Origin of the sequence: Fibrobacter sp. UWB2, from assembly GCF_002210425.1 — a bacterium.
Classification (GTDB): domain Bacteria; phylum Fibrobacterota; class Fibrobacteria; order Fibrobacterales; family Fibrobacteraceae; genus Fibrobacter; species Fibrobacter elongatus.
This window is the reverse complement of sequence record NZ_MWQK01000006.1, coordinates 59,858-82,685: the sequence shown is the minus strand read 5'-3', so window position 1 is coordinate 82,685 and position 22,828 is coordinate 59,858. Positions and strand designations below refer to the sequence as shown.

The window sequence follows — 22,828 nt, the reverse complement described above, 5'->3', positions numbered from 1 at the left end:
TCCTAGTCAAAACGCAACATCAAAGCAAGTTCGAACTGGAGAATCTGGCGCATGTGAGCCGTTTCGTCATCCAGCTTTTCGTAGATCTGCCTGTATTCGATGTACGAACTCAGAGAGGCCATCTTGTTGAACGTGTAAGATGCACTCGGGCGGATGAACCATTCATGCGTTCTCGACGGAACCGTGCGGTAGTTCAGTTCGAGCTTCGGCTTGTAAGCCACAAAAGGCTTCACACCGGAATCGTACTCATACCTCACAAAAACGCCATCCGTACCGGAGTCCTCATTCATCATGTCATAGCCTTCCACCGGCTTATATTCCTTACGGATTGTCTTCCTGTAATCGTAACCGGCAGTAAGCTTCAAGTCAATATTGTTTTTGAGCTTAAAGAACCACTTCCAAAGCTGGAATCCCTTGTCGAGCTTGAGCGGGTACGAAATCGAGAAGTCATCGCCAACATTAATGGCAAAGTCATTATAAAGCCAAGTCGGGATCCACGGTGTTTCAAGGAAGTAACTTGTGGTATCCGTACAAATTTCTTCGGTCTCGTCCGGCCAGCAGGGATTCGAAATTACTTCTTCCTTCGGGCGGCGGTTCGTCGATTCAATCTTCATACGCACGCTATTTTCGATGCGCATGTTGTTCTGCAAGAGGAACGTCACACGAATGAGCGGATTAAAGTTCCAGACTCGAGCCCAGGAATCTTCGGCACTCTGGAACGGACGGCTCGTCATTGTGCGGTTATAGTCAAAGCGGCTGTTCAAGCTTACACTGCGGAAGCTGTTCAGGAACGAAACCTTCTGCGCGATATTCGGGATAGCAATGCCAATGCCAAACTTCGGGAATGTCGTAGTCGTATCAATGAACAGCGGGTACTCACGAGACTGCGAGAAATCTTCCTTCCACTGGAAATCCGTCGACAAGGAAATATCCCAGAACGGCAAGGTAAATCCTGTAGAAATCTGCAACGAACGGGAAACGGAGTTGCGGAAGCTGCCCTGATAGACAAGCGTATCCACATTCTTGTTCCTGTACTGGGCAAATCCCGTAAAGTCGTCGCGGCTAGTCATGCCCATGTTACCCGTCATGATATTCCAGAGGCCACGGCCGCCATGGCCATCGCCAAGACCTAGGCCATAGAGGTAATACTGGAACGGTGTCACACCCTGTTCTTCGTACAGCTGGGCAAGCGTAAAGTTTTCACCAATGGTGTTCGTACTTGCATTCCAGTTGAACTTGACTTCACGCCACTTGATCTTGTTAAAGAATCCAGACACGGCGTTGTCCTTCCCGAACAAGTTCGCCAATTCAATAACCTTGAGGGTCGGAGTAAATTCAAAACGGTTCGTCTGCGAAATCGTCCAGTAGTTCTTTTCGACACTAGACGGATCATCGAAACTGAAATCATCCGGAATGCTCTTCTGCTGATTAAAGTCAGAGGAGAACTGCATATTGAACGGGATGAACGGAATCAGCTTGGGATTGAAGTTTATCCTGAACTGCTGGTTTCTGGAACGTTCGTTACGGAGAATACCATAGGCACGGCCATACTGGCGATGTCCAACGCTATCGACCTTGTAGAACGCCGTCGTATCGTAGCGGATTTCGTAGGAATCCGGATTTTGCATGTCAATCGGCAACTGCTTGCCGCTCGCATCCGTCTTTGCAATCGTATCCACCGGGATAATCACAAGACTGTCGCGAGACACATAAATCTTTCTGTCGGAATGGTCATGGTCAAAGATATAGCCACTAGCAAAGAGGCCACCTTCATCAAAGCTAAAGAAGTTTTCCTTCGTAAATGCTTCACGGTCGCCACCACCAAACATATCACGTCTGATGTTGATGGAGTAGTTCGTCGAAAGGAACGAGAAGATGTTCCAGCGCATATTCAACTTATGGTTGAGTTCTGCGGTATAGGTCACGACCTTATCGACTTGCGGTTCCACAAAGTCCGGATCGCGAGTCTGGTTCACATAGCGCACGTAGCTAAAGTCAAACAAAGTCAAGTCAAATGTCTGCGGCCAAGGTTCAAATTCCGTCTTCGAAAGTTCCTTGAGCCAAGAATACTTGGCAAGGCCTTCGAACGGCTTAAACTTGAACATGCTAAACGTACCCAACTTGTATTCAAACAAGGTGTGGTAAGAATATGTAGAGTCTGCCGATGTCGTTGCACGGCCTTCGGACTGGTGGTAAGAATAGCTGAGTGCCGGACGTTCGAGGAATGTCTGCGACAGGAATTCACCGAGCTTGGTTTCGCTAGCCTTGTAGTCCTTGTGGTAGCTGACGCTGAAGCCCAAGTCCTGCACGTAGGATTCATAGCCCTTAGATTCGGCATTGTCCCTCAAGCGGTTTTCTTCGTCATCCGATTCAACGGCAAGGTCGCCCTGGAACATATCGCCCGTCAAATCCACAAAGCTACTCTTCTTAAGCCTCATGTCATCCGTCGGCTTCATGTACGGGCGCTTTGTCGTGCTGTGATAGCTAAACGCCATCGGAATGTGGTATCCAAGCGAATCGTTCAAGAACTTGTTGAGCGCCACAGAAATGTCCGCCGACACATCGAGCTGGGAGGCTGCCGTTGCAAGGTCCGGTTTCGGAGAGCGGCCCGAATTGGAGAGCGTTGCAAAATCGCCGTCCTGGTAACGCACGGCACCAGAAAGCGAGATGAAGTCTGCGAAGTTTACCTGGCCATTCACACGTGCCGCATAGCCCCATTCCGTTTCCATGTCAGAAAGGCGAAGGTCGTTTACCCAGAATGTACCCTTGAGGTCATTACGCGAAGCCGAGGAATCTGCAATAATCACAAAGCGGATCCAGTCCACCTTCGTAATCGAAGGATTACCGACCAAGCGAATCCTTTCTTCACGTTCACCACCAAGGTTCTTTACGACAGGTTCCAAATACGGCGGATGGCGACCGCGCTTGAGGTCCGAGAAATCAGAGAGGTCCATCGCGAAGGCGTTGTCAATCCAGTTCTGTTCATGGCAATCCTGCACGCGGTCAGGAGTGCAGACCGACATGTCCAAGTCCTTCGGGCGGAAGCTCCATTCGTAATAATCGCGGGAACCGTCAATAGAACCTTCACCGAACTGCAAGGCAAAACGGACAGGCGGCTTATCGGTCTTCGATTCTCCACCATTTTCGTAATGAATTTCCATCTTCAGCGACTTGTACGCCGAGAAGTTCTTGGTATCCGTTTCAAACAGTCGAGTCACGCCCACTTCCTGCCCTGGGCTCATGTCATGGTATTCCAAAACGAGGGCCGTTTCCTTGAGCGGAGCATTCGAATCGGCATCGCGTTCCGTGACCGTATTGGGCGACTTGTAATACTGTTTTGCATTTTCGCGGTTATTGATGGTAGAGACCTTGATGTAGGTCGTATCCATCATCGAGACCGATTCCGTGACGCGGCTTTCAACACCGTTCACTTCGACAATCTGCGAATTTTCATTAGTCGATGTGCGATAAAGGCTTGCAACCGTCGTTTCTTCCCAGGCATTTCCCAAAACGCCAAGACTTACCACTTGGACCTTCGCTTCGGAAACACCCGGACCAAGGCGGCCAAGCCACATACGGGTATATTGGGATTCCGCAAGGATTTCCTTATAGCTGCTACCCGTCGAAGAAACAATCGTATCGTACTGGTTCAGCGGGATTCGCCATCTGCGCCAGCCATTCTTCAATTCTTCAAATTCTGCCTTATCCGTGCTCGAAAGGTCGATGCGGTAACGGACAAAGCTGATATCCGTATCAAAGGCGCCGTTCTTATTGATATCTTCGGTATCGTAGGCACGTTCACCCAAGTTGTTTTCAGTACCGTTGATGGCCCTGGGCGGGTCGCTTTCTTCATCGAGATCCTTGAAGTCATCGCCTGCAATATCCCTAGTCGACGGATCCACCGTTCCAAATCTCAACGTATCTGCCCTGCACTCCGCATAACGGCAGTTCCACACCACACGGGTTTCTTCTGTGCCGGTCACTTCGTCAAGGCCGCGGTCATGCCGAGCCGTCGTCATGCCAAGTTGGTTTTCACCATTGTATATACCATTCGGCTTATGGCCATTAATCGAAATATCTTCACTGACAAGACCCAAGTCGATAAAGATTGAACCAGAATTACCGCGAGCGACAATCTCAAGGTACTTCATTTCGCTCAAGTCCTGATAGTAGGAGCTGTTCGCACGCATGATACCACCCCAAGAATTACCGGAGAGGTTATCGTTCGGACGGAGCGTCATCTTGAGCACAGTCAAGTGCTGGTTATCGACATCGGAATTGCCTACGTTATCGTAAATGTACTTGTAGAGTTCCGTGTTGTTGCTATGCCAAATAAATTCACCCTGATGGCGATAGTCCAAATTCTCATTATAGGTCGATCTGAACGGGAGCGAATCGATACCGCCCGGAGGAGAAGCCTGATACCAAGAAAGCCTGGACAGCGGATAGACAAGGCCTGTCGAGGTCGATTCAAAGTCTTCGACAAGAGCGGTCTGAGTGCTGCTCGTGTTGGCGTTATGACGGCTACCGGCAAATTCAGCTTCGACTCGCCAATTCGAGGATGCCGTAGTCTGGATACCCGGGATGGCATTCACCAAGTCCGTGAGGGCCTGTACAGAATCCTGCAAGCGGAGGTTAAAGCCCCACAGGAAGCTAGAATACGGTTCGTTTCCAAGAGTCGGGACTTCGGCCGTCGTGCTCTGGCTCTTGTAAAGGGCGGTCACACCGAAGACAGAACCTGCACCAAAGCCGTACAAGTCAAGAGGCAGTTCAGCGCGAGCGCCCAAAAGCAATTTGTTATCAATTTCGAACATGGGTTCGCATTCAAACTTGACCTTGATTTCCTTGTTCGGGTCAAGAGCGCGTTCACTCAAAAGTTCGATCTGTCCAAGTTCATAGTTGACTTCGTAGTCCGTACCACGGATAAGCGTTGTAGAACCGGCAGTCACCTTTTCGGACCCCGGAGAAATATCCATACAGCTACCGCTATTGACGGAGTAGCTCGAATTCGGGTCACGCACGCTAATCATGGAATTACGGCGCTTACCGACAGATTCAAAATAGAACTGGCTTGTGTAACGGCTCAGGTTGTAAACCGGCAAGTTATAGAGCTGTTGCATCGTGGCGCTAGAATCCAAGTTGCGCAACGGTTCCAAGCAGTTCTGCTTCGCCAATTCCAGTGCGTTTGAACGCCCGCTATAAATAGAATCGGTAAACGGCTTACAGGGCAACCACATTTCGCCCGTGTAGCTACCCAAGGAATCCTTCTTGAATATCGTAGCGTCATTGACCAGCGGAGTTCCGTTCGATTCATCCGCAAGGCCAAGCATTTTCAGATAATTCCCGGCAACACCGGCCTTGTTTTTCATGCGAAGCACAAAGTTGTTCGCACTCGCATCCGAAATACCGATAGAATAGACATTACGCAACATCAACTTGTCGATGTCGGTAAGTTCACTCAATGTAGCGTCCCACTGGATAAGGACGGCTTCGCCACCATTGCGCAAGTCCGTCCCTTTTCGCTTGTCATTACTGTAGTTTGCCGCAATAAGCGTATTACGGTTGACGCCATTAATCTTTAAGATACCCGTCTTGGAATCATACTTATAATCGGAACGCGGGATTTCCACCATGCGGTTCACGACCTTCCTGATTTCCTTTCCCTGCTGAGTCGTATAGACTACAGTGACATCCTTGATAACGTCATCAGACGTATTCAAGGCGCTGCGCTTATAGAGCTTAAGATCAGCAACCTTGTAGTTCGAAGTCGAACGGCCCTTGATAGCCTCTTCGACATAAGCGTTCCTAGCATCGTGGTTCAAGAAGTAATAGCGGTAAGCAACAAACTGCTTGTCTGTCACCTGGAATTCCGTTGTCGATTCGCTTGCCTTAAGGGAATATTCCTCTTGCTGGCCGCCATCCTGAGAGGCAATCGTCGTAAGTCTCCAGTCGCCAAGCTTCCATTCCGCCTTGATACCGAAAAGTCCCTGGTGATTTTCTGAATAACCCGTAAATTCAGTACCGGCCAAAGACAAATTTGTCGTACCTGCTTCGACGCGTTGCAAGATGTAGTCTTCGAATTCGCCCTTGAACGATTCCTCGTAAACGACGCGAACTTCGTTCTGCGAACCGAGACCTTCATCCACATTCTTAATTTCGACAGTAATGTACGGACCAATCTTACCTTCGACCATGAAGCTCGGGTTGTAGTCCAAGGACGGAGACGGCCAGAGGCTCGTCTTGGTGCTACCCTCGGCATCGTCCTTTTCGCCATAGCCCTTGAAGCGCACGTCCATCGAACCTTTGAGCATGAGCTTCGGCTTGTTGAAACCAAAGTCCTTCATCCACGCAGGCATGTTCACCGGAATCGTAATATCGAATACGGAGCCGGTCTCAGGCGCTTCGTAACCACCATCGCTCTGGCCCACAAGCCCGTTAAGCCACAAGCGCTTACGGCCCACATCGTACATGTCCGAAACGTAATCTGCCAGTTCAGGATAATGCGATGTCCAAAGTACCGTTGTATCCGTGCGGGAAACAGAGTTCACACGCTTCTCGGTCACGTCAATTTCACGGGTCGCAACATCGATATCATGTGAAAAAATCTGGCCCTTCGAAGTATTCATGAGTCCCGGGCGAGCCCCCACACCACCAAACGGCAGCAAGCCGTCGAGCGGAGATGTCGACTTAGGTACCGGGATATACTTGATTGCCGGGTTCCATTCGTCCGAAACGTTTTCCGCTGTAGGTTCAGCAGCGGCAACAACGCGCGATGACGAAGAACGAGCAGAGCTCGACGACGAGATTACTGCACTCGATGCAGGCCTTACGGCAGACGAAGCCGGGGCCGTAGCGCTAGAAACAGCACTCGAAGCGGTTGCAGAAGAAACCGGGACAGCAGAGGAGGATGCCGGAGCAACCGCACTCGACGCAGGCTTTGATGCACTTGAGGCAACGGCCGACGATTTCGGCGCCATAGCGCTAGATGATGGGACCGCAGCAGACGAAACCGCCACAGACGGTTGAGACTCCTGCTTGGACGGCGCGGCACTTGAAGCTGGTGTTGCACTCGAAGACGACGCTACAGAGGCAGTCGACTTTGGAGCGGGCACATCCTGGAAAAGTTCATCGTCAAAAAGAGATTCATACGAGCTAAGCGTTCCATCTTGAGACCAGACGGAACCCACAGCCACAATGCTGCTTGCAGCAAAACCCCAGAGGGCAGATTTTAAAAACTTTCTAAAACGCAACGGTGTACAAAATACAAAAACGGGACGTTCAAAATTACCACCGATAACATAGAAAAAAAGAAACGTCCCCATTTTATGAGGACGCTTCAAAATCGGATTCTAGGCCCTAATTAAAGGATAAACTAGAGGAATACTTCAATGCCACCGCGGCACTTTTCCCAAGCCGGATTCTTCTTGCACAAGAGTTCAATCATCTTGTCGTAAGTAGCCGTGTTGGAGAAGCCCTTCCACAAGCGACGTTCCACAGATTCACCAGAATCCTTGTCGATCGTCGTGATGGTATCGTAGTAGTTCGTGTTGTCCTTGAATTCAGAAATCAAGATGTTCTTCAAGTCATCCGTGTAGATGCGGGAGGCGTACTTGAGGATGGAATCATTGAAATTGAGTTCGTTTTCGACGAGCCATTCGAAGTCCTGGATCGGATTGCCGTAGATGAGCCAGTGACGGAGAGCGAGAGCGACCACGAGGTCCTTCACGGCACTGCGGAAGATGAACTTATCTTCGAGGCGGCCATTCCACGTGATGCGGGTCAGCGGGTTATCGTCGTTAGCTTCGATAGACACGCCCTTACCCGGAGTAACCTTGCGGATCTTGATCGGGAGACGGCTAAGGAGCTGCCATGCCTTCGTGAAGGCGATGGTTTTACGGACAAAATCCTTTTCCTTTTCAGGGGCAACGCGCACAAACGCACCGAAGCAGCGCTGGTAGAGCGTTTCCTTATCGAAAATGCAGTCGCTGGAGCGGCATTCGCTGAGCTTGCCATCCATCATGAAGAGGGTCTTTGCAAGTTCCGGGCGCATGCGGACTTCGAGCTTACGGGTACGGGCCTTGAGGCGGACACCGTCCTTATAGACGTAGGTAAAGCCTTCTTCCTGGTAACGCTGCCAAATGAAGAACTGCAAGTCGTCAGCGGCACGCAGATGGTAGCTGAACACCGGGTTCTGGCGGTTGTTAGCCATGGTCACCTGGTTCAAGAAGTTGTCGGCGCCCTGGTACGGCACAACGACCTTCACGAGCACCTGCGGGTTCACCGGGTGCTTGCTCTTCTTGGCATACTGTTCGTACGTGAAAAGGGACTGAGCACCGTTGATGATCTTCGGGCGTTCAATGAAGAGGACCTTCTTGCCATCGCGTTCCTTGAGGCGCAGGTCATCACCCGTGAGGGTCATACCGTTGTGGAGGAACGGGAAGTCATCGACGTTCACGTTCTTGTCGTCATTCCTTTCCATGGTCTGGAAGGCATCGATAAGAGCGGCGTTCGTATGAGTGAGGTTACCGAGGTAAGTACGAATGTTGGAACTGACGATAGCCATGTTGTGCTTGGTCTTGAGGCGCTTACCAAGGGCAACGTGGTAGTCAAAAATCGTGCGGATCGGGCAGAAGCCGAGGAAGAGCTCGCCGTGATCAGATGTGAGGTGGAGCGGTTCGGAGTCCATCTCGATTTCAAGCTTGTCGTCTGCGCTGCGGAAGTCGCGGGTGAGGTCGTCATGTTCGGCAATGATTTCGAGCTTTGCCTTGACGTCAGCCTTCCAGAGCGTGAGCTTTCTGCGCATGTCCTTGAGGGTACGTTCGAGTTCGGAGTCCGTGATGTCGCGGCTTGCGCGAGTGCGGAGCACGGTGATTTCGAGCGTTTCCATGTACGGACGGCTTGCCGGGGCATCGACATCTTCTTCGGTTTCATCGTCAGAAATCTTGTTGACTGCCCACGGGTCAGCTTCTTCGCGAAGCGAGAGGAAGAACGGATTTGTCGGATCGCTAGTACGGAACACGGCAATCTGGAGTTGCTTCAGATCGGCGTTCAGGTGAGCCACGACCTTTTCAAGCGGAGTATCTTCGTCCAGGAAGATGAAGAATTCCATAAAGCCCTGTGAATACTGGAAGCCGTGGAAGCATCCATTTTCATCTAGGTTCAGATGCCGGAGTGCCTTAATTCTATCGTTCGGGTCGTTAGGGTTCAAGCTCAAGAGGCTAGCGACAAATGCTAAGCGGCGTTCCTGCGATTTTGTTAGTTCCATTTTTTCCTCAATAATTACACAGAAAACCAATATACAATATTATTATATATTGGAATATTCGTAATTTGCACCATAAAAATAGTTTCAAATCATAATATTTGCGTGCAAAAAAGATAAAACATTTAATTTTTTTTAATAATCTAGTAAAAATTCGGTGCACAAATGTGTAAAAATCTCATTTTTTACATTTTTTTTTATCGACTTTACGTTTTTTCGGACAAAAAAGCTATGATTTAAACATTAGGAGCTTTATATGAATTTACTAGACGTTATCGCCAAAGCAAAACAGGAAAAAGCAAAGACTCTCGACCTTTCCCAGAAAGGCCTGCGTCTTCTGCCCCCGGAACTTTTTGAAATTGAATCCCTTGAGGAACTCAACCTCGACCGCAACCTGCTCGTCGAAATTCCTGACGACATCGGCCTTTTGAAGAACCTGAAGAGCCTCTCCGTGAGCGAAAACGACCTCATGGAACTGCCGGAATCCATCGGCGAACTCACCAAGCTCGAAAACCTTTACCTCGGTTATAACAGCCTTTCGGACCTTCCGGAATCCGTGGGCAAGCTCGTGAACCTCCAGACGGTGAACATCGCGAAAAACCAGCTTCTGGACCTGCCGCTCGAAGTCGGCAACTGGCAGAAGGTGGTCAAGCTCTCGCTCCACGACAACATGCTCTCCGAAATTCCGCCGACCATCGGCAAGATGAAGAGCCTCGTGAAGCTCTACCTCGACAACAACGAACTTACGACCATCCCGGCAACGCTCTCGCACCTCGAGAACCTCGAAATCCTCATGATTTCCGGTAACCGCCTGGGCGCCATCCCGTCGGAATTCAGCAACCTGAAGAGCCTCCGCGAACTCGTGCTTGACGCAAACCAGCTTGCGACCCTCCCAGAAAGCCTTGCCGAATGCGAAAGCCTCCAGACCATCTCCGTTATCGAAAACCCGCTCGAAGGTGGAATCCCGCGCGTGCTCCTCGACAAGAAGGGACTGAGCATCGACCAGTAGCAGCTACGCTGCAGTTACTAGTCACTAGTCCTTAGTTACTAGAAGATTGTCATTCCCGGCATAGACCGGGAATCTCCTTTTTAGGAGCTATCACAATTCCAACATTCAAAGGATAAAGTCATGTCTCTCCGAATAATTCTAGCTGCGACGCTTTTGTGCCTGCTCGGATGCTCAGACTTTATCCATCCGGTCAAGAGTACACCTGAACCGGAATCTGAGTACGCATTCAACTACTGGCTCCTGCAGAAAGTATTCTTGTACGAAGAGAGACTCTCCGACTTGCCCAAAGACGGAGATTCCGATTCCATACAACAACAGCTTTATTCCTTCCTCAAGGACCCCTACACTTCATATACACCTCCCGCCAAGAGCGAAGAGCGATCGACGATCATCAATACAAGCAAAATCATCGGTGGCGACGTCGGAATGCGCTACACCGTCGATCTTACTCTTGAGCACCCCATCAAGATTGCCCGAGTTTACCCCATCAGCCCCGCAGGGCAAGCAGGAGTTCCAAGAGACGGAAACATCCTCAAGGTAAACGACATTGACCTCACGGGCGAAAAAGCCAAAGCCACCTACGATTCCGTCTTAAGTTACACCAAGAACATAGACCTAGTCGTCGCCTACAAGGGCGATACGACCCTGTTCAAGCTCGAAAAGGAAACCGTCTACGCACCGACCGTCTTTGTCGATACGCTATATGAAGATTCAGCAAAAGGCTACCCGGGCATCATATTTGTCTCTATCGAGGGTTTTAAAGACTCTACCGCCAACAGAAAGCTCGGGACATTCGGTGAACTTAAAAGCTACCTCGATTCAACAACCTCAGACAAGCGTGTACGCGTTCTCGACCTGAGAAACAATCCCGGCGGGCTCGTGATGCAAAGCCTCAAGATGGCCGATTTGTTTGTAAGCAAGGGAACAATGTCCACCATGCGCCAACGCGCCATAAACGACAACGGAGAATCAATCTACGTACAATCGCATACCGATGCAAAAGCGGGCGATATCGGGGAATCGGGCAAATTTATCATCCTGACAAACGGAGGCACCGCAAGCGCCGCCGAAATCTTTACCGCAGCGGTCACAGAGACAACCGATATTCCGCATGCAGGCGTCAAGACATACGGCAAAGGCGTTGGGCAGACAACCTATTTTACCTACGCCGGCGGGATGGCCACCATCACCAATTTCGAATTTTTGACACCCAAGGGCAACTCATACCACAAGAAAGGCATCCAGCCTAAGTTCGACTGTTCTGGAACCATTACCGAAAACTGCGTTGCCCAAGTGGCATACGAGCTCTATGGCGTCAAGAGTCCTGCGCAGGACGCATCTCTAGCCAAACGCGCACTAGGGGTTAAAGAGTATTCGGGTTCAAAATCTGAAGAAGGAGCTGTCATATGGGCCGATGCAGACTTTTATCTAAAGGCTTTCGAAAAGTCTATTCATTAATTTACACCATCTCGGCTTTTTCACTTGCATGTTTTGCCATGGGTGCGACCGCCTGTTCTTCGGACAGCGGGACTTCAGCCAATGAACTGAAAGCGTCTAGCTATACCAAGGAATTTTTATACAACTACTCACAGTTGTATTATCTCTACATCAATAAAGACCTGTACCTAGGCAAGCCCGAGGACTACATAGACAAATTAGATAAAGAGCAAGTCAAGTTACTGGTTCAAAGCGGGTACCCCTGGGATTATCACGACATCTACTATATGTACGCCATGATGAATGACGCATTTACATATTACATAGATCCGGCACGTTCTGTAGGCCTGATGAGCACATGGAGTACATCTGACCCCAAAACCGATGCTGGATTCACGCTGGATTCTACGGTCATTAAACAAAAGTACGTCATCAAGCAAGTCATAAAGAAATCCCCTGCAGACAAAGCAGGGCTTAAGGCGGGCGACGAAATTACGGAAATCGAGGGAACTCCGATAACAAATGACATCGTTTTCCAAAGGCTCTCTATCGCAAGCGAAGGCGACACCATCACCTTCACAATCAAACGAGACTCCACCACCCAAACCATTCCAGTCGAAATCGAATCCTACCTCACGCCAACAGTAGAAACGACCTTCGAGGATTCCATCCCCATCATTAAAATAAAGGAATTTACGGCGTATACATCCAACGACTCCGGCACATACGCGGAATTTGTCGAAGCCCTCCATGAAACCGAAAAATACAGAACTACCATTATTGACTTGCGCAATAATGGCGGCGGAGACATGGACCATTGCATCCCCATGGCGCAAGAGTTTCTTTCTAAGAACGACACAGCGATAGGAGTCATTAGGGCGCTCCCCGATACAATCCATAAAAAACAGGTTATCGATACATTATATTTCTTCAACAAGACCGACGGAATCGCAAAGGACCGTTATTTTGTATTCCTCGCAAACGAAAAGACCGCAAGTTGCTCAGAACTGATGCTTGCAAGCGTCACGACAAACAAGAAATATCCGGTCATCGGGACAACCACTTACGGAAAAGGAATTGGACAATCACGATTCTTCACCCCGTCAATGTCGTTGGTCTCAATCACATCCATGAAAATTATAGACAAACAAAAAACAACTTATCACAAATACGGCATTGCACCTGATTTTGCGATAAGCGATAACGACCTGGCACTCGAAAAAGCGCTTGCACTCGCCAAAGATCAAAATTACATTCGAGTCGCCGGCTACGGAACCGTAAACACCGGACATTTTGCCAAAGCAGCTGTAGAACCCGACACCATGCCAGGATTCTACCTTTTACCTGAAGAGTATAGAAGATTTATTTGGTAAGCAACTGCGGCTAAACCGCGCTTACTTCAGCACGCGCATACGGACCATGACGTCCGTATCGTTGACCTTGACGGCCGGCGATGCAAGCGTAAGTTCAATTTCCTTGCGGATATCGGCCACTTGCTTTTTGAGGCGGGCCATACGATTGCCTTCGAGCTTCGGCGTAGCAATCATAGTCTTCTTGGCCGGGTTCATCCAGTTGCCACGATTATCCTTGAAGCCTAAATGCAAATGCGGGCCCGTGCTGCGGCCAGTAGAACCCACCTTACCGATAACTTGACGCGGAGCAACCTTCGCACCGACGTTCACGCCACGCACGGAGAGGTGCATGTACCAGCTTTCGGTATTGTCCCTGTGGCGAATCGCAATCTTGTTACCGCTCAAGTCATCGTAACCCGAAACCGTCACGACACCAGCAGCAACCGCATAGACCGGAGAACCCTTGGGGCTACCGTAGTCGATACCGTGATGCACCGTGCGACGGCCCGTAATCGGGTGGATGCGCGCACCATAGGGGCTTGTGATATGCAAACGGTCGAGCGGGTAGCGGAGACCTTCGAAAATGAGAGCCTCGCCCTTTTCAGTGTAGTGGGCATTAAACGTACTCTTCGGATCCGGGTCTTCGTAGCGGAAAGCTTCATGATGACCAACCGTGTAACCGTTAAATTCAGCGTAAAGCACCTTGCCGCTAATCCAGATGGAATCCTGATAGAACTTTTCTTCGAGCAAAATGCGGAACTTGTCACCCGGGCGTGCAAGCTGGAAAGAGACCTTGCACTGCAAAACGGCGCTCACGACTCCCACCATGCGGCCAGGAATGCCGACCTTGTGCAAGATGCCGCTCAGCGTGCTCCCGTTTTCCAGGGCGCCTTCGAAAACGGACTGACGGATCGTTACAGGTTTGTCGATACGGCTATAGGCAAAACCGGAATCGACCTTGCTCAACATGTGGACCGTTGCCGGGTTCGGCGCAAAGCGGAAACGCTGGACTTCGCCTGCGGTATCGAGAGCGGCATAGAACACTTGCCCCACGCGAAGCGCTGCAAGTTCAACGGAGTCCTGCAAGGCAAGCACAATCTTGCCGCGTTCCTTTTCGTTGATGTTCATGCGGTAAAGCACCTGGAAAAGGCCGTCTCCCGCACGAACGGTATCGTTTTTCACGAGCCACTTCGAGGTTTCGCCCTGAGCTTTTGCTATGAGAATCTTCAAGGAATCGGCCGCAGCGACAAGCCTTGCATTTTCTTGCGTCAGCGCATCGATTTTTTTCTGTTCGTTACATCCGGTAAGTGCAATAGCAATAACGCACAACAAAAAGAAGATTCTAGACATAAGCACCCGCTCTTAAAATTTCAAAAGCAAAGATAAAAAATACCCCGCGCGGGTGGGCGCGAGGTATCTAAAATTAAGCGGATTGCTTAAGATTACTGCTGAGCAGCAGCCTTCTTGGCAGCCTTAGCAGGCTTGGCCGGCTTTGCAGCAGGCTTCTGTTCTTCGACCGGCTTTGCAGGCGGAATCACTTCCAAAAGTTCCATTTCGAACTTGAGGACAGAGTTGCCCGGGATAGCACGGTTGCCACGCGGACCGTAAGCGAGGTCGCTCGGGATCCATGCGGTGACCTTTTCGCCAACCTTCATGAGCTTGAGCATTTCAGTCCAACCTGCGATAACGGCAGTGACCGGGAATTCGAGCGGCTGGCCACGATCGACAGAGCTATCGAACTTGGTGCCATCGAGGAGCGTACCGGTGTAGTGGACCTTGACCTTGTCTTCGTCCGTCGGGGTTGCCCCCTGACCTTCGGTAATAATCTTGTACTGGAGACCGCTCTGCGTAGTCACGACGCCTTCAGCAGTCTTGTTCTGAGCGAGGAATGCTTCGCCTTCGGCCTTGTTCTTTTCGGCAGCGAGGCTGTCCTTTTTCATCTTTTCGGCCTGGCGGTCAGCAGAAAGCTTGTTGAGCGTTTCCATGATGACAGAGTCGTTCATCAAGTACTTTGCAGAATCGCTATTGTAGCGTTCCTTGAAAGCCTGGATGAAGAGGTCGAGGTCGAGATCGATGGAGTCGCGAGTCACGAGCTGGAAGCGTGCCTGGTTACCGAAATGAGCACCGAGAGCGTAGCTGTACTTGTCCTTTTCGGTCACAAGCGAAGTCTTTTCGGCAGATGCGGTTTTGCACGGTTCACAACCGGTCATAAGCATGGCAAGAGCGCCAGCTGCAATAAGCATTTTAGTCTTCATGTTTATCCTCTATGAAAAAATAGACGTTCTTAAAATAGTAAAACAATCCCCATAAAGCTTACAATAATTTTCTTTTTACCATTACATTTAGTATATTTTCCGCAAGAAATATATAATATCAGGATTACTATGTGCGGAATTATTGGATATAACGGCAAAGGTGAAGCATTACCCGTCCTCGTCGAAGGTCTCAAGAAAATGGAATACCGTGGCTACGATAGCTCAGGTGTAGCCGTTATCGACAATAACCAGATAAAAGTCGTCCGTGCCTCCGGTAAAATCAAGGCTCTCGAAGACAAACTCAAGAATACTCCGCTCAAGGGTTCTGTCGGTATCGCCCACACGCGTTGGGCCACCCATGGTGCCCCCACCGAAACAAACGCACACCCGCACACAAGCTATGATGGAAAGATTTCGATAGTCCACAACGGCATCATCGAAAACTATGCAAGCCTCAAGGCTAAGCTCATCTCTGAAGGCATCGAATTCAAGTCTGAAACCGATACTGAAGTCGTAGCCCACCTGATTGCCCGCTATTACAATGGCGACCTCAAGTCCGCCGTACTCAAGGCTCTCAAGCAGATTGAAGGTACTTTTGGCCTTGGCGTTGTCTGCAGTGACGAACCGAACGTCTTGATTGGCGCCCGCCGCGGAAGTCCGCTCATTTTGGGTATCGGAAACGATGGCGATTTCTACCTCGCGAGTGACGTTTCCGCCATCATCAACCACACGCAAAAAGTTGTTTACCTCGATGACAATGACGTTGTCCAAATCAAGGACGGCGGCTATTCCATCGTGAACATGAGCAGCCACGAAGTGCAGCGCGAAGTCCAGGACGTGGAATTTGACGCCGACGCAGTCGCCAAGGGCGGATTCCCGCACTTCATGCTCAAGGAAATTTTCGAACAGCCCGAAGTGCTCCGCAATACTATGCGCGGCCGTTTGCTCACCGCCGAAGGTAACGCCAAGCTCGCCGGCCTCGACACGAACATCAAGGAACTCCGTAACATCAACCGCATCATCATCACCGCCTGCGGCACGAGCTACTATGCAGGCATGGTCGGTGAATACATGATCGAAGACTTGGCTGGCGTTCCGGTCGAAGTCGAATACGCTTCGGAATTCCGCTACAGAAACCCGATTATCAAGCCGGGCACTCTCGTGATTGCCATCAGCCAGTCTGGTGAAACGGCAGATACGCTCGCCGCTCTCCGCGAAGCCCAGCAGAAAGGCGCGACCGCACTCGCCATCTGTAACGGTGTCGGCTCTACAATTGCACGTACAAGCGATGGCGGCGTCTACTTGCACGCCGGTCCGGAAATCGGCGTGGCCAGCACCAAGGCATTCACAAGCCAGGTGACCGTGCTCGCCATGATCGCCCTCTTGCTCGGCCGCCAGCGCAGACTCAGCTTTGAAACTGGCGCCGACATCGTGAAGGACCTCTTGGAACTTCCGGACCTCGTGACGGAAACGCTCAAGCTCTCCGACAGCATCGCCGAAATTGCCAAGACGCTCTGCAAGGCAAACAACTTCTTGTACCTCGGTCGCCACTTCTGCTACCCGGTCGCCATGGAAGGTGCTTTGAAGCTCAAGGAAATCAGCTACATCCACGCTGAAGGCTACCCCGCTGCAGAAATGAAGCACGGTCCGATTGCCCTCATCGACGAAAACATGCCGGTCGTGGTCATTGCCCCGAAGGATTCGCTCTTCGACAAGATCATCAGCAACATCCGCGAAATCAAGGCTCGCGGCGGCAAGGTCATCGCCGTCACGACGGAAGACTGCCACCCGCTCGACGAAATCGCCGACCATATCATCACGGTCCCGAAGACTCGCCCGATGCTCATGCCGATTCTCACCTGCATCCCGCTCCAGTTGCTCGCCTACCACATCGCCGTGTTGCGCGGAAACGACGTGGACCAGCCAAGAAACCTCGCCAAGAGCGTGACGGTGGAATAGTGCGGCGAAGCCGCAGTTACTAGATACTAGTTATTAGTTACTAGAGAATAAATGTCTAGCAACTCCAAACTTGAAATTGTTGCAAAGCAATCTCAGTAACTGATAACTTTGAACTGTTAACTGCGACGCAGTCGCCCTAGTAACTAGGAACTTAGAACTAGTAACTCGCGTTCAATTACTACATTTACCACACAATGGTTGATTCCGAAGTTCTTGAGCAAGAAGACTACGAAGTAAAAATCGGTTCGTTTAACGGGCCGATGGATTTGCTTGTCTATCTCGTTCAGAAAAAGGAAATGACGCTGGACCAGATCCCCATTGCAGAAATCGCAGACGACTTTCTCAAGTGGGTGAACGAATATTCCGAAACAGACCTTTCCAAGGCAGGCGACTTCTTGTTTATGGCAAGCCGCTTGATGGCGCTCAAGGTGCAGGAGTTGCTCCCGGCCGAAGAACGCGATCCGGAGATGGAAGAGGAATACAACGAAGACCGCGAAAAGCTCATGAAGGAAATGTTGGAATACCAGCGTTTCAAGCAGGTCGCCAGTGGCCTCCAGGAAATGGAAGCGAAGAACTTCGGAACGTACTCCCGTGGACGCCTCGAAAAGACGCAGAGCGACGACGACACGCTCGCCGATGCAAACATCTGGCAGCTTTTCCGCGCTTACCAAAAGAGCTTAAAGACAAAGATTTCCGAGACGATCCACCATATTGAATTGGACTACGTGACCATTCAGGACCGTCAGCAGGCCATCAACAACTTCTTGAATGTGCATGGACGTGCGCTTTTTGAAGACTTGCTCGATAACGATTCACACCCGATTGTCGCGGCGGTGACGTTCATGGCTATGCTCGAAATGATCAAGACGGACGATATCGTTTTCCGTCAGAGTGAGCTTTTCGGACCGATTTGGATTTACCGCAAGAAGAACAATCCCGAGTACGCCGACGAAATGGCGCACGAGACCGTGTTCTTCAGCAAGGATCCCGAAGTCAAGGCAGGGCTTGTGGAAACAATCCGCAGCCAGGCAATCGCGCGTTCCAAGGAAAAGAGCGTGGGCGACCTTGCCGCTACGATGCGCGAAGCCGTCCTTTGGACGGAGCGTGGCAGGAACGTTACGGACGAAGACCTCAATGCCATGCTCGAAGGTCGCGAAGATATTTCCGAAGTGCAGGACAATCCGTTTGCCGATATGATTGCGGAAGCGGACGCCGCCGAAGGTGCACAGCAGGCAGCAAGCGCACCCGCTGGAGACACCGCCCAACAGCCCACAACTCCAGAAAACGCAGAAACCGCACCGAGCCAAAATGCCGCTACTGCAAATGACAACGCTGCGGCCCCGGTCGAAAATACGGAAGCAGTTTCGGCTCAAGAAGCCGCGCAGTCCGCAACTTTGGAAAGTGCAGAAATGTCCGCTAGCGAGGACGAAGCTCCAGTACTTAGCAAGAGTTCAATTCCTGAATTCGGCGCTAACGACGATGACGATTCCGAAGAACGCGCCCACACATTCGAACCGGTAGATGAACTCGTCGAAGAACTTGAAGAAGAAAATCTTGATGAAGATGAAATTGAATCCGGTGAAGCAGAATCCGTAACGGAAGAGACCACCGAAAGTTCGGACGATTCCAGTGCAGAAAGTTCATTCCAAGGTTTGAACGAGCAGTCTGTCCAGCAGATGAGCGATGAAGAGTTTGCCGCCTTTATGCAAAAGGCCCAAGCATTCTACAACAACGCAAGTTCCGCGCAGTCTAACAACGCACAATCCGCTGCAACATCCGCGCAATCAACTACAAGCTCAACGCAGGCACAAACAAGCGCCACGCAGCCGATCTCCGCGGATTCGCGCAGCACGTCCTCTTACGGTTCGGCCGAACCAGAAGAAGACCGTTATTCCTCTTACAGTTTCGGCAACGAAATGACAGACGAGGAATACATCGCCTACTTGAACCGCAGCGCTCGCGCAAGCCGCAAAGAAGAATCAAAGTCCACGGCATCTCCGACGAATCTGGAAAAGCAAACAGAAAACAAGCCTGCGAAAAAGTCCGAGCGCAAATCCTTCATGCCCGAAGATGAAGAAGGCGGAATGACAGACGAAGAATACCAGGCTTACCTCGCCGAGCATGGCGACGATGATGATGACGAAGAAGGCCCCGTAGTCTACGGAGCTGGCAAAGATTAATTTTTCATGATAGCGCTAAAGCGATTTTTTAACGCTCCAGCTTCTCATTTTCAAGCCATCTCGGACAGCAATATCGCGTTCATCAAAAACCTCAAAATTATTCTTCTTATAGAACGCAAGATTTTTCTCTGAGTTTGTGAACAAAGTCAGTTGCTTACCTCCATGTTCACGAATGTATTCTTCCATAAACGCAACAAGCTGTGTACCAACACCCTTTCCTTGATATGGCGGGTCCACTGTCAACGAACTGCAATACCAAATATTTTCGCCATTGTGCTGGTAATCATGACATGGAGTCCCTGCTGTTTCATCCATATTAACCCAAGCATTCACACGTTTTATGCCTGCGCTAAAATAGACATTCCACCAGCCATGAAGTAGGAACTGTAAATCCGACGGTTTCTTGTAATGCGGATCTTCGAGCACTGCCAAGCCTACAATTTTCCCGTCAATTTTTACCGTCAAGAAATGGGACTTTTGCATAACCGCACGCCACGTTCCGTACAAAACGGACCGTATCACCTTATGCCTCAAGCCCAAATCCGGGAAAAAATTAAAAAAATACTCATAGTATTCATAGGCCCGAAACGAAAGTTCCACAGCATCGCTTAGCTCTTCACGTTTCAACACTCCAAATTCGATTCCCATTACAAAACTCCGTTCTATTTATATAAAATAGAAACAATTATTAAAGTTGTGTATTTCAAAACAAATTACGTGCAAAAATATTGAATAAACTTTATCCAAACAGTTTGGCGATATACGGGTAGGCTTCATCCGGCAAAGTGAAATGCTTTGCGATATAGAACATATAAGGAATCTTGACTGCTGCAAACGGCAAAATCCGTTTCGTGGCTTCCGCGATTTTCTGCGGGTCTGTCGTTCCCAAATAAGCAGGGAAGAAAATGTTCCAATGAGCCAAAAGCGCTTCTTTATTCATGTGGAAAACAAGATCCGCCTTTTGCTCATCCATTCTGTGCGTCATGCTCCACAACATACCCAAATCCCAACCAGGGTCACCGTAGCCGAAATCACCCATATCAATCCAGAGCGTTCGCGCTCCATCGGTAATGACATTGCTGATTTGCAAATCGCCATGAAGACAATACGGAGTATCGGGAACCGTATCGATAAAAGCCAAGGCCTTTTGCTTGTAAAAGTCAGGAACTACAGCCTTTTCAAGGTAAAAGCGACGGAATTTTTCCTTTGTAGACACAAGCTTCGTCGTATCCGCTTTCGTCGAATGGAGTTTCTTAGCCATTTCTGCAAATATCAAAGAAAGCTCTTGCAAACGACCCGGCTCTTCTGAAATAATTCTCGAAAAAGAGCGTTTGTTCCGGATAAGTTCATATTCAGCACCAAAGCGTTCGCCATCCGTTATCAAGCGAATTGGTTTTGGAGTCGGAACCCCCAAAGCAAAAGCAGTGCAAGATGTCAAAAAATCTTTTTTAGCACAGTCCGCTTCGAATCCGGGGTGATAAAGTTTCGCAATCGTATCGCGAGTCTTGTGCGTGTACGAGACTGCTGTTGCGCCTTCTCCCGTCGCTACATAATCATCTAAATTGATTTTTTCAACTTCTTCAGACATAACAACCTCTCTTAATAAAACTTTTCGACTAGGGAATGAACCAATCCTGCAAACAACTTCTTATAAGCTTCAGGAGTCGGCATCAAGATTGAACGGATACAAGCATCCAAAGGTGCAAACTTGCCAGCAAGAGCAGTGAAGGCGGAAATGTCCTTATTCCCCGTGTAGGCCTCAGCAAACGCATTCCAGAAGTTTTTCAACTGTTCCTGCGACATGTGGAAAATATCCTGCGCTGCCGGGAACTGAGAATAAACTTGGCAAGTCATGAAAAAATGCCCTATATCGAACATTGGCGAACCGTGACTAAACCAGCCAAGATCAATCCAATAAGGTTTACCATCGGCAGAAATAATCAGGTTGCCCATCTGGAAATCACCATGCAAGCAGGTTTTCTCGTCTTCTATACTCTGAACAAACGCCCGCATTTTTTCTCTATCATCATCTGCAACAAAATCAGACGCATCGATACCCTTCAGGGCAAGATCCTTGCGACTTGGGAAAAACTCCGTATCGCAAGGCAAGGCGTGCAGTTGCAGGCCCAATGAAGCAAGCAACTTAGCCATTTCACTGATGCGTGACGGATCATCGGAGCAAATACGCGAAAGAGACTTTTTTCCCTTAATGATTTCTACGAGCTGACCGTAACCATCCCCCACACGCACCATATCGAACATACGAGGAGTCGGGATTCCCAAATCAAAGACATGCTGGGCTGCGTCACGTTCTTGCTTTACGGTTGCCTCATCACAACGAGGCGGGTTATTCACTTTCAAGAGGAAATCAGGATGACCGGGATGCACATAAGTTTTCCCGTTACCGCCCTCACCTACCTGCGTCCAGGTACTAATATCAATATTCTGGTATTCCATTTTTGCTCCCTAGAAAATGTTTCTCCTTATAAAGATATCGCTTTTTCTTTAGAAAAGGACAAAAAGAATTTAGCAGATACTCCAAATTATTCAATATTGGCGAATTTTGCCGCAAAATCAACAAAAAAAGCCCCGCCGAAGCGAGGCTTAAGATTGATCGTTAATCGTCGTTGCGACCGCCGAGGAGCCCCGCGCGGTATGCCCAGTAGAGCAACTGCAAGATAGACGAGATTGCAGCGGCAACATACGTGAGGCCTGCGGCAAAGAGCACGCCAGAGACGGTATTGTATTCGCGACCTGCGGCAACGACTTCCATGCGGGCAAGAGCCTTCTTGGCACGTGCAGAAGCGTCAAATTCCACAGGCACGGTCACGAGCGTAAAGAGAGTTGCAAGCGCAAAGAGCACCACACCGACAACCGCGAGAGACTGGCCAAGAGCCTTGCCCATGCCCATAAGCATAATGCCGATAATCACGAGCCACGGTCCAAGATTAGAACCGATGTTGGCGGCAGGCACAATGGCAGAACGGAGCCACAGCGGGAAGTAGCCTTCAGCATGCTGGATAGCGTGACCGACTTCGTGAGCGGCAACGCCTGCGGCACTTGCATTGCGGCCGGAATAGACTTCGGGCGACAGGTTGAGCGTCTTGTTCAGCGGATTGTAATGGTCCGAAAGGAAGCCCTGGTGCTTGAGGATTTTCACATCGGTAATGCCCGCTTCCATAAGGATAGCCTTGGCGACATCGGCACCGGTGAGGCCGCTAGAAATTGTGACTTTTTGGCCAGCGGCAAAGCGCTTCTTGACCAACAGGGAAACGGCGCCCGAAAGCACGAGCGTCACCACGAGAATCATCATGTATAAAGGGTCGAACATCATAATTTTAGTTCCTTAATTTCACTATCCAATTTACAAAAAG

Annotated in this window: 13 protein-coding genes; 5 read left to right on the top strand and 8 right to left on the bottom strand. The window is 49.9% G+C overall.

Annotation, left to right across the window (positions count from 1 at the left end):
• Positions 1-2 precede the first annotated feature (2 nt).
• Together sprA and B7982_RS12460 are read right to left on the bottom strand one after the other, a co-directional pair.
• Entirely contained in the window at positions 3-7,250 is a 7,248-nt protein-coding gene (sprA, locus tag B7982_RS12465; RefSeq protein WP_088661173.1) for a cell surface protein SprA, read from the bottom strand.
• Between the two features lie 122 nt (positions 7,251-7,372).
• Positions 7,373-9,265, bottom strand: a complete 1,893-nt coding sequence (locus B7982_RS12460; protein WP_088661030.1) for an AIPR family protein — start codon at positions 9,263-9,265, stop codon at positions 7,373-7,375.
• 253 nt (positions 9,266-9,518) lie between these two features.
• Between B7982_RS12460 and B7982_RS12455 the strand changes: the two genes are divergently transcribed.
• The 3 genes from B7982_RS12455 (at position 9,519) to B7982_RS12445 (ending at position 13,081) form a co-directional block, all read left to right on the top strand.
• A complete protein-coding gene (locus B7982_RS12455; RefSeq protein WP_088661029.1) occupies positions 9,519-10,271 on the top strand; it encodes a leucine-rich repeat domain-containing protein in 753 nt (250 codons plus the stop codon).
• 120 nt (positions 10,272-10,391) lie between these two features.
• Positions 10,392-11,729, top strand: a complete 1,338-nt coding sequence (locus tag B7982_RS12450; RefSeq protein WP_088661028.1) for a S41 family peptidase — start codon at positions 10,392-10,394, stop codon at positions 11,727-11,729.
• Entirely contained in the window at positions 11,678-13,081 is a 1,404-nt protein-coding gene (locus tag B7982_RS12445) for a S41 family peptidase (protein ID WP_088661027.1), read from the top strand. Before B7982_RS12450 ends, B7982_RS12445 begins: the two co-directional genes overlap by 52 nt.
• Before the next feature lie 21 nt (positions 13,082-13,102).
• Here the strand turns inward: B7982_RS12445 and B7982_RS12440 are convergent, their stop codons facing one another.
• Together B7982_RS12440 and B7982_RS12435 are read right to left on the bottom strand one after the other, a co-directional pair.
• Complete coding sequence (locus B7982_RS12440; RefSeq protein WP_088661026.1) at positions 13,103-14,410, bottom strand: M23 family metallopeptidase; 1,308 nt, start codon at positions 14,408-14,410, stop codon at positions 13,103-13,105.
• Positions 14,411-14,502: 92 nt separating this feature from the next.
• Entirely contained in the window at positions 14,503-15,315 is an 813-nt protein-coding gene (locus B7982_RS12435; RefSeq protein ID WP_088661025.1) for an FKBP-type peptidyl-prolyl cis-trans isomerase, read from the bottom strand.
• Positions 15,316-15,444: 129 nt separating this feature from the next.
• On the opposite strand from B7982_RS12435, the gene glmS reads away from it, so the two are divergent.
• On the top strand, positions 15,445-17,274 hold the full coding sequence (gene glmS, locus B7982_RS12430; RefSeq protein WP_088661024.1) for a glutamine--fructose-6-phosphate transaminase (isomerizing): 1,830 nt from the start codon (positions 15,445-15,447) through the stop codon (positions 17,272-17,274).
• 194 nt (positions 17,275-17,468) lie between these two features.
• Positions 17,469-19,454: a ScpA family protein gene (locus B7982_RS12425; RefSeq protein ID WP_088661023.1), complete on the top strand. Its 1,986-nt coding sequence runs from the start codon at positions 17,469-17,471 to the stop codon at positions 19,452-19,454.
• A 15-nt stretch (positions 19,455-19,469) separates the two neighbouring features.
• Here the strand turns inward: B7982_RS12425 and B7982_RS12420 are convergent, their stop codons facing one another.
• The 4 genes from B7982_RS12420 to B7982_RS12405 all read right to left on the bottom strand — a co-directional run bounded on the left by B7982_RS12420 (position 19,470) and on the right by B7982_RS12405 (position 22,788).
• A complete protein-coding gene (locus B7982_RS12420) occupies positions 19,470-20,102 on the bottom strand; it encodes an N-acetyltransferase (protein WP_088661022.1) in 633 nt (210 codons plus the stop codon).
• A gap of 91 nt (positions 20,103-20,193) precedes the next feature.
• Positions 20,194-21,042: a TIGR02172 family protein gene (locus tag B7982_RS12415; RefSeq protein ID WP_088661021.1), complete on the bottom strand. Its 849-nt coding sequence runs from the start codon at positions 21,040-21,042 to the stop codon at positions 20,194-20,196.
• Positions 21,043-21,053: 11 nt separating this feature from the next.
• Entirely contained in the window at positions 21,054-21,911 is an 858-nt protein-coding gene (locus tag B7982_RS12410) for a TIGR02172 family protein (protein ID WP_088661020.1), read from the bottom strand.
• A gap of 160 nt (positions 21,912-22,071) precedes the next feature.
• Complete coding sequence (locus tag B7982_RS12405; RefSeq protein WP_073423601.1) at positions 22,072-22,788, bottom strand: zinc metallopeptidase; 717 nt, start codon at positions 22,786-22,788, stop codon at positions 22,072-22,074.
• Positions 22,789-22,828: the final 40 nt, after the last annotated feature.

Coding starts and splice junctions, on each gene's coding strand:
- B7982_RS12445 (WP_088661027.1), top strand. CDS start 11,678: ATGGGCCGATGCAGACTTTTATCTAAAGGCTTTCGAAAAGTCTATTCA.
- B7982_RS12455 (WP_088661029.1), top strand. CDS start 9,519: ATGAATTTACTAGACGTTATCGCCAAAGCAAAACAGGAAAAAGCAAAG.
- B7982_RS12435 (WP_088661025.1), bottom strand. CDS start 15,315: ATGAAGACTAAAATGCTTATTGCAGCTGGCGCTCTTGCCATGCTTATG.
- B7982_RS12405 (WP_073423601.1), bottom strand. CDS start 22,788: ATGATGTTCGACCCTTTATACATGATGATTCTCGTGGTGACGCTCGTG.
- B7982_RS12410 (WP_088661020.1), bottom strand. CDS start 21,911: ATGGAATACCAGAATATTGATATTAGTACCTGGACGCAGGTAGGTGAG.
- glmS (WP_088661024.1), top strand. CDS start 15,445: ATGTGCGGAATTATTGGATATAACGGCAAAGGTGAAGCATTACCCGTC.
- B7982_RS12460 (WP_088661030.1), bottom strand. CDS start 9,265: ATGGAACTAACAAAATCGCAGGAACGCCGCTTAGCATTTGTCGCTAGC.
- B7982_RS12450 (WP_088661028.1), top strand. CDS start 10,392: ATGTCTCTCCGAATAATTCTAGCTGCGACGCTTTTGTGCCTGCTCGGA.
- B7982_RS12440 (WP_088661026.1), bottom strand. CDS start 14,410: ATGTCTAGAATCTTCTTTTTGTTGTGCGTTATTGCTATTGCACTTACC.
- B7982_RS12420 (WP_088661022.1), bottom strand. CDS start 20,102: ATGGGAATCGAATTTGGAGTGTTGAAACGTGAAGAGCTAAGCGATGCT.
- B7982_RS12425 (WP_088661023.1), top strand. CDS start 17,469: ATGGTTGATTCCGAAGTTCTTGAGCAAGAAGACTACGAAGTAAAAATC.
- B7982_RS12415 (WP_088661021.1), bottom strand. CDS start 21,042: ATGTCTGAAGAAGTTGAAAAAATCAATTTAGATGATTATGTAGCGACG.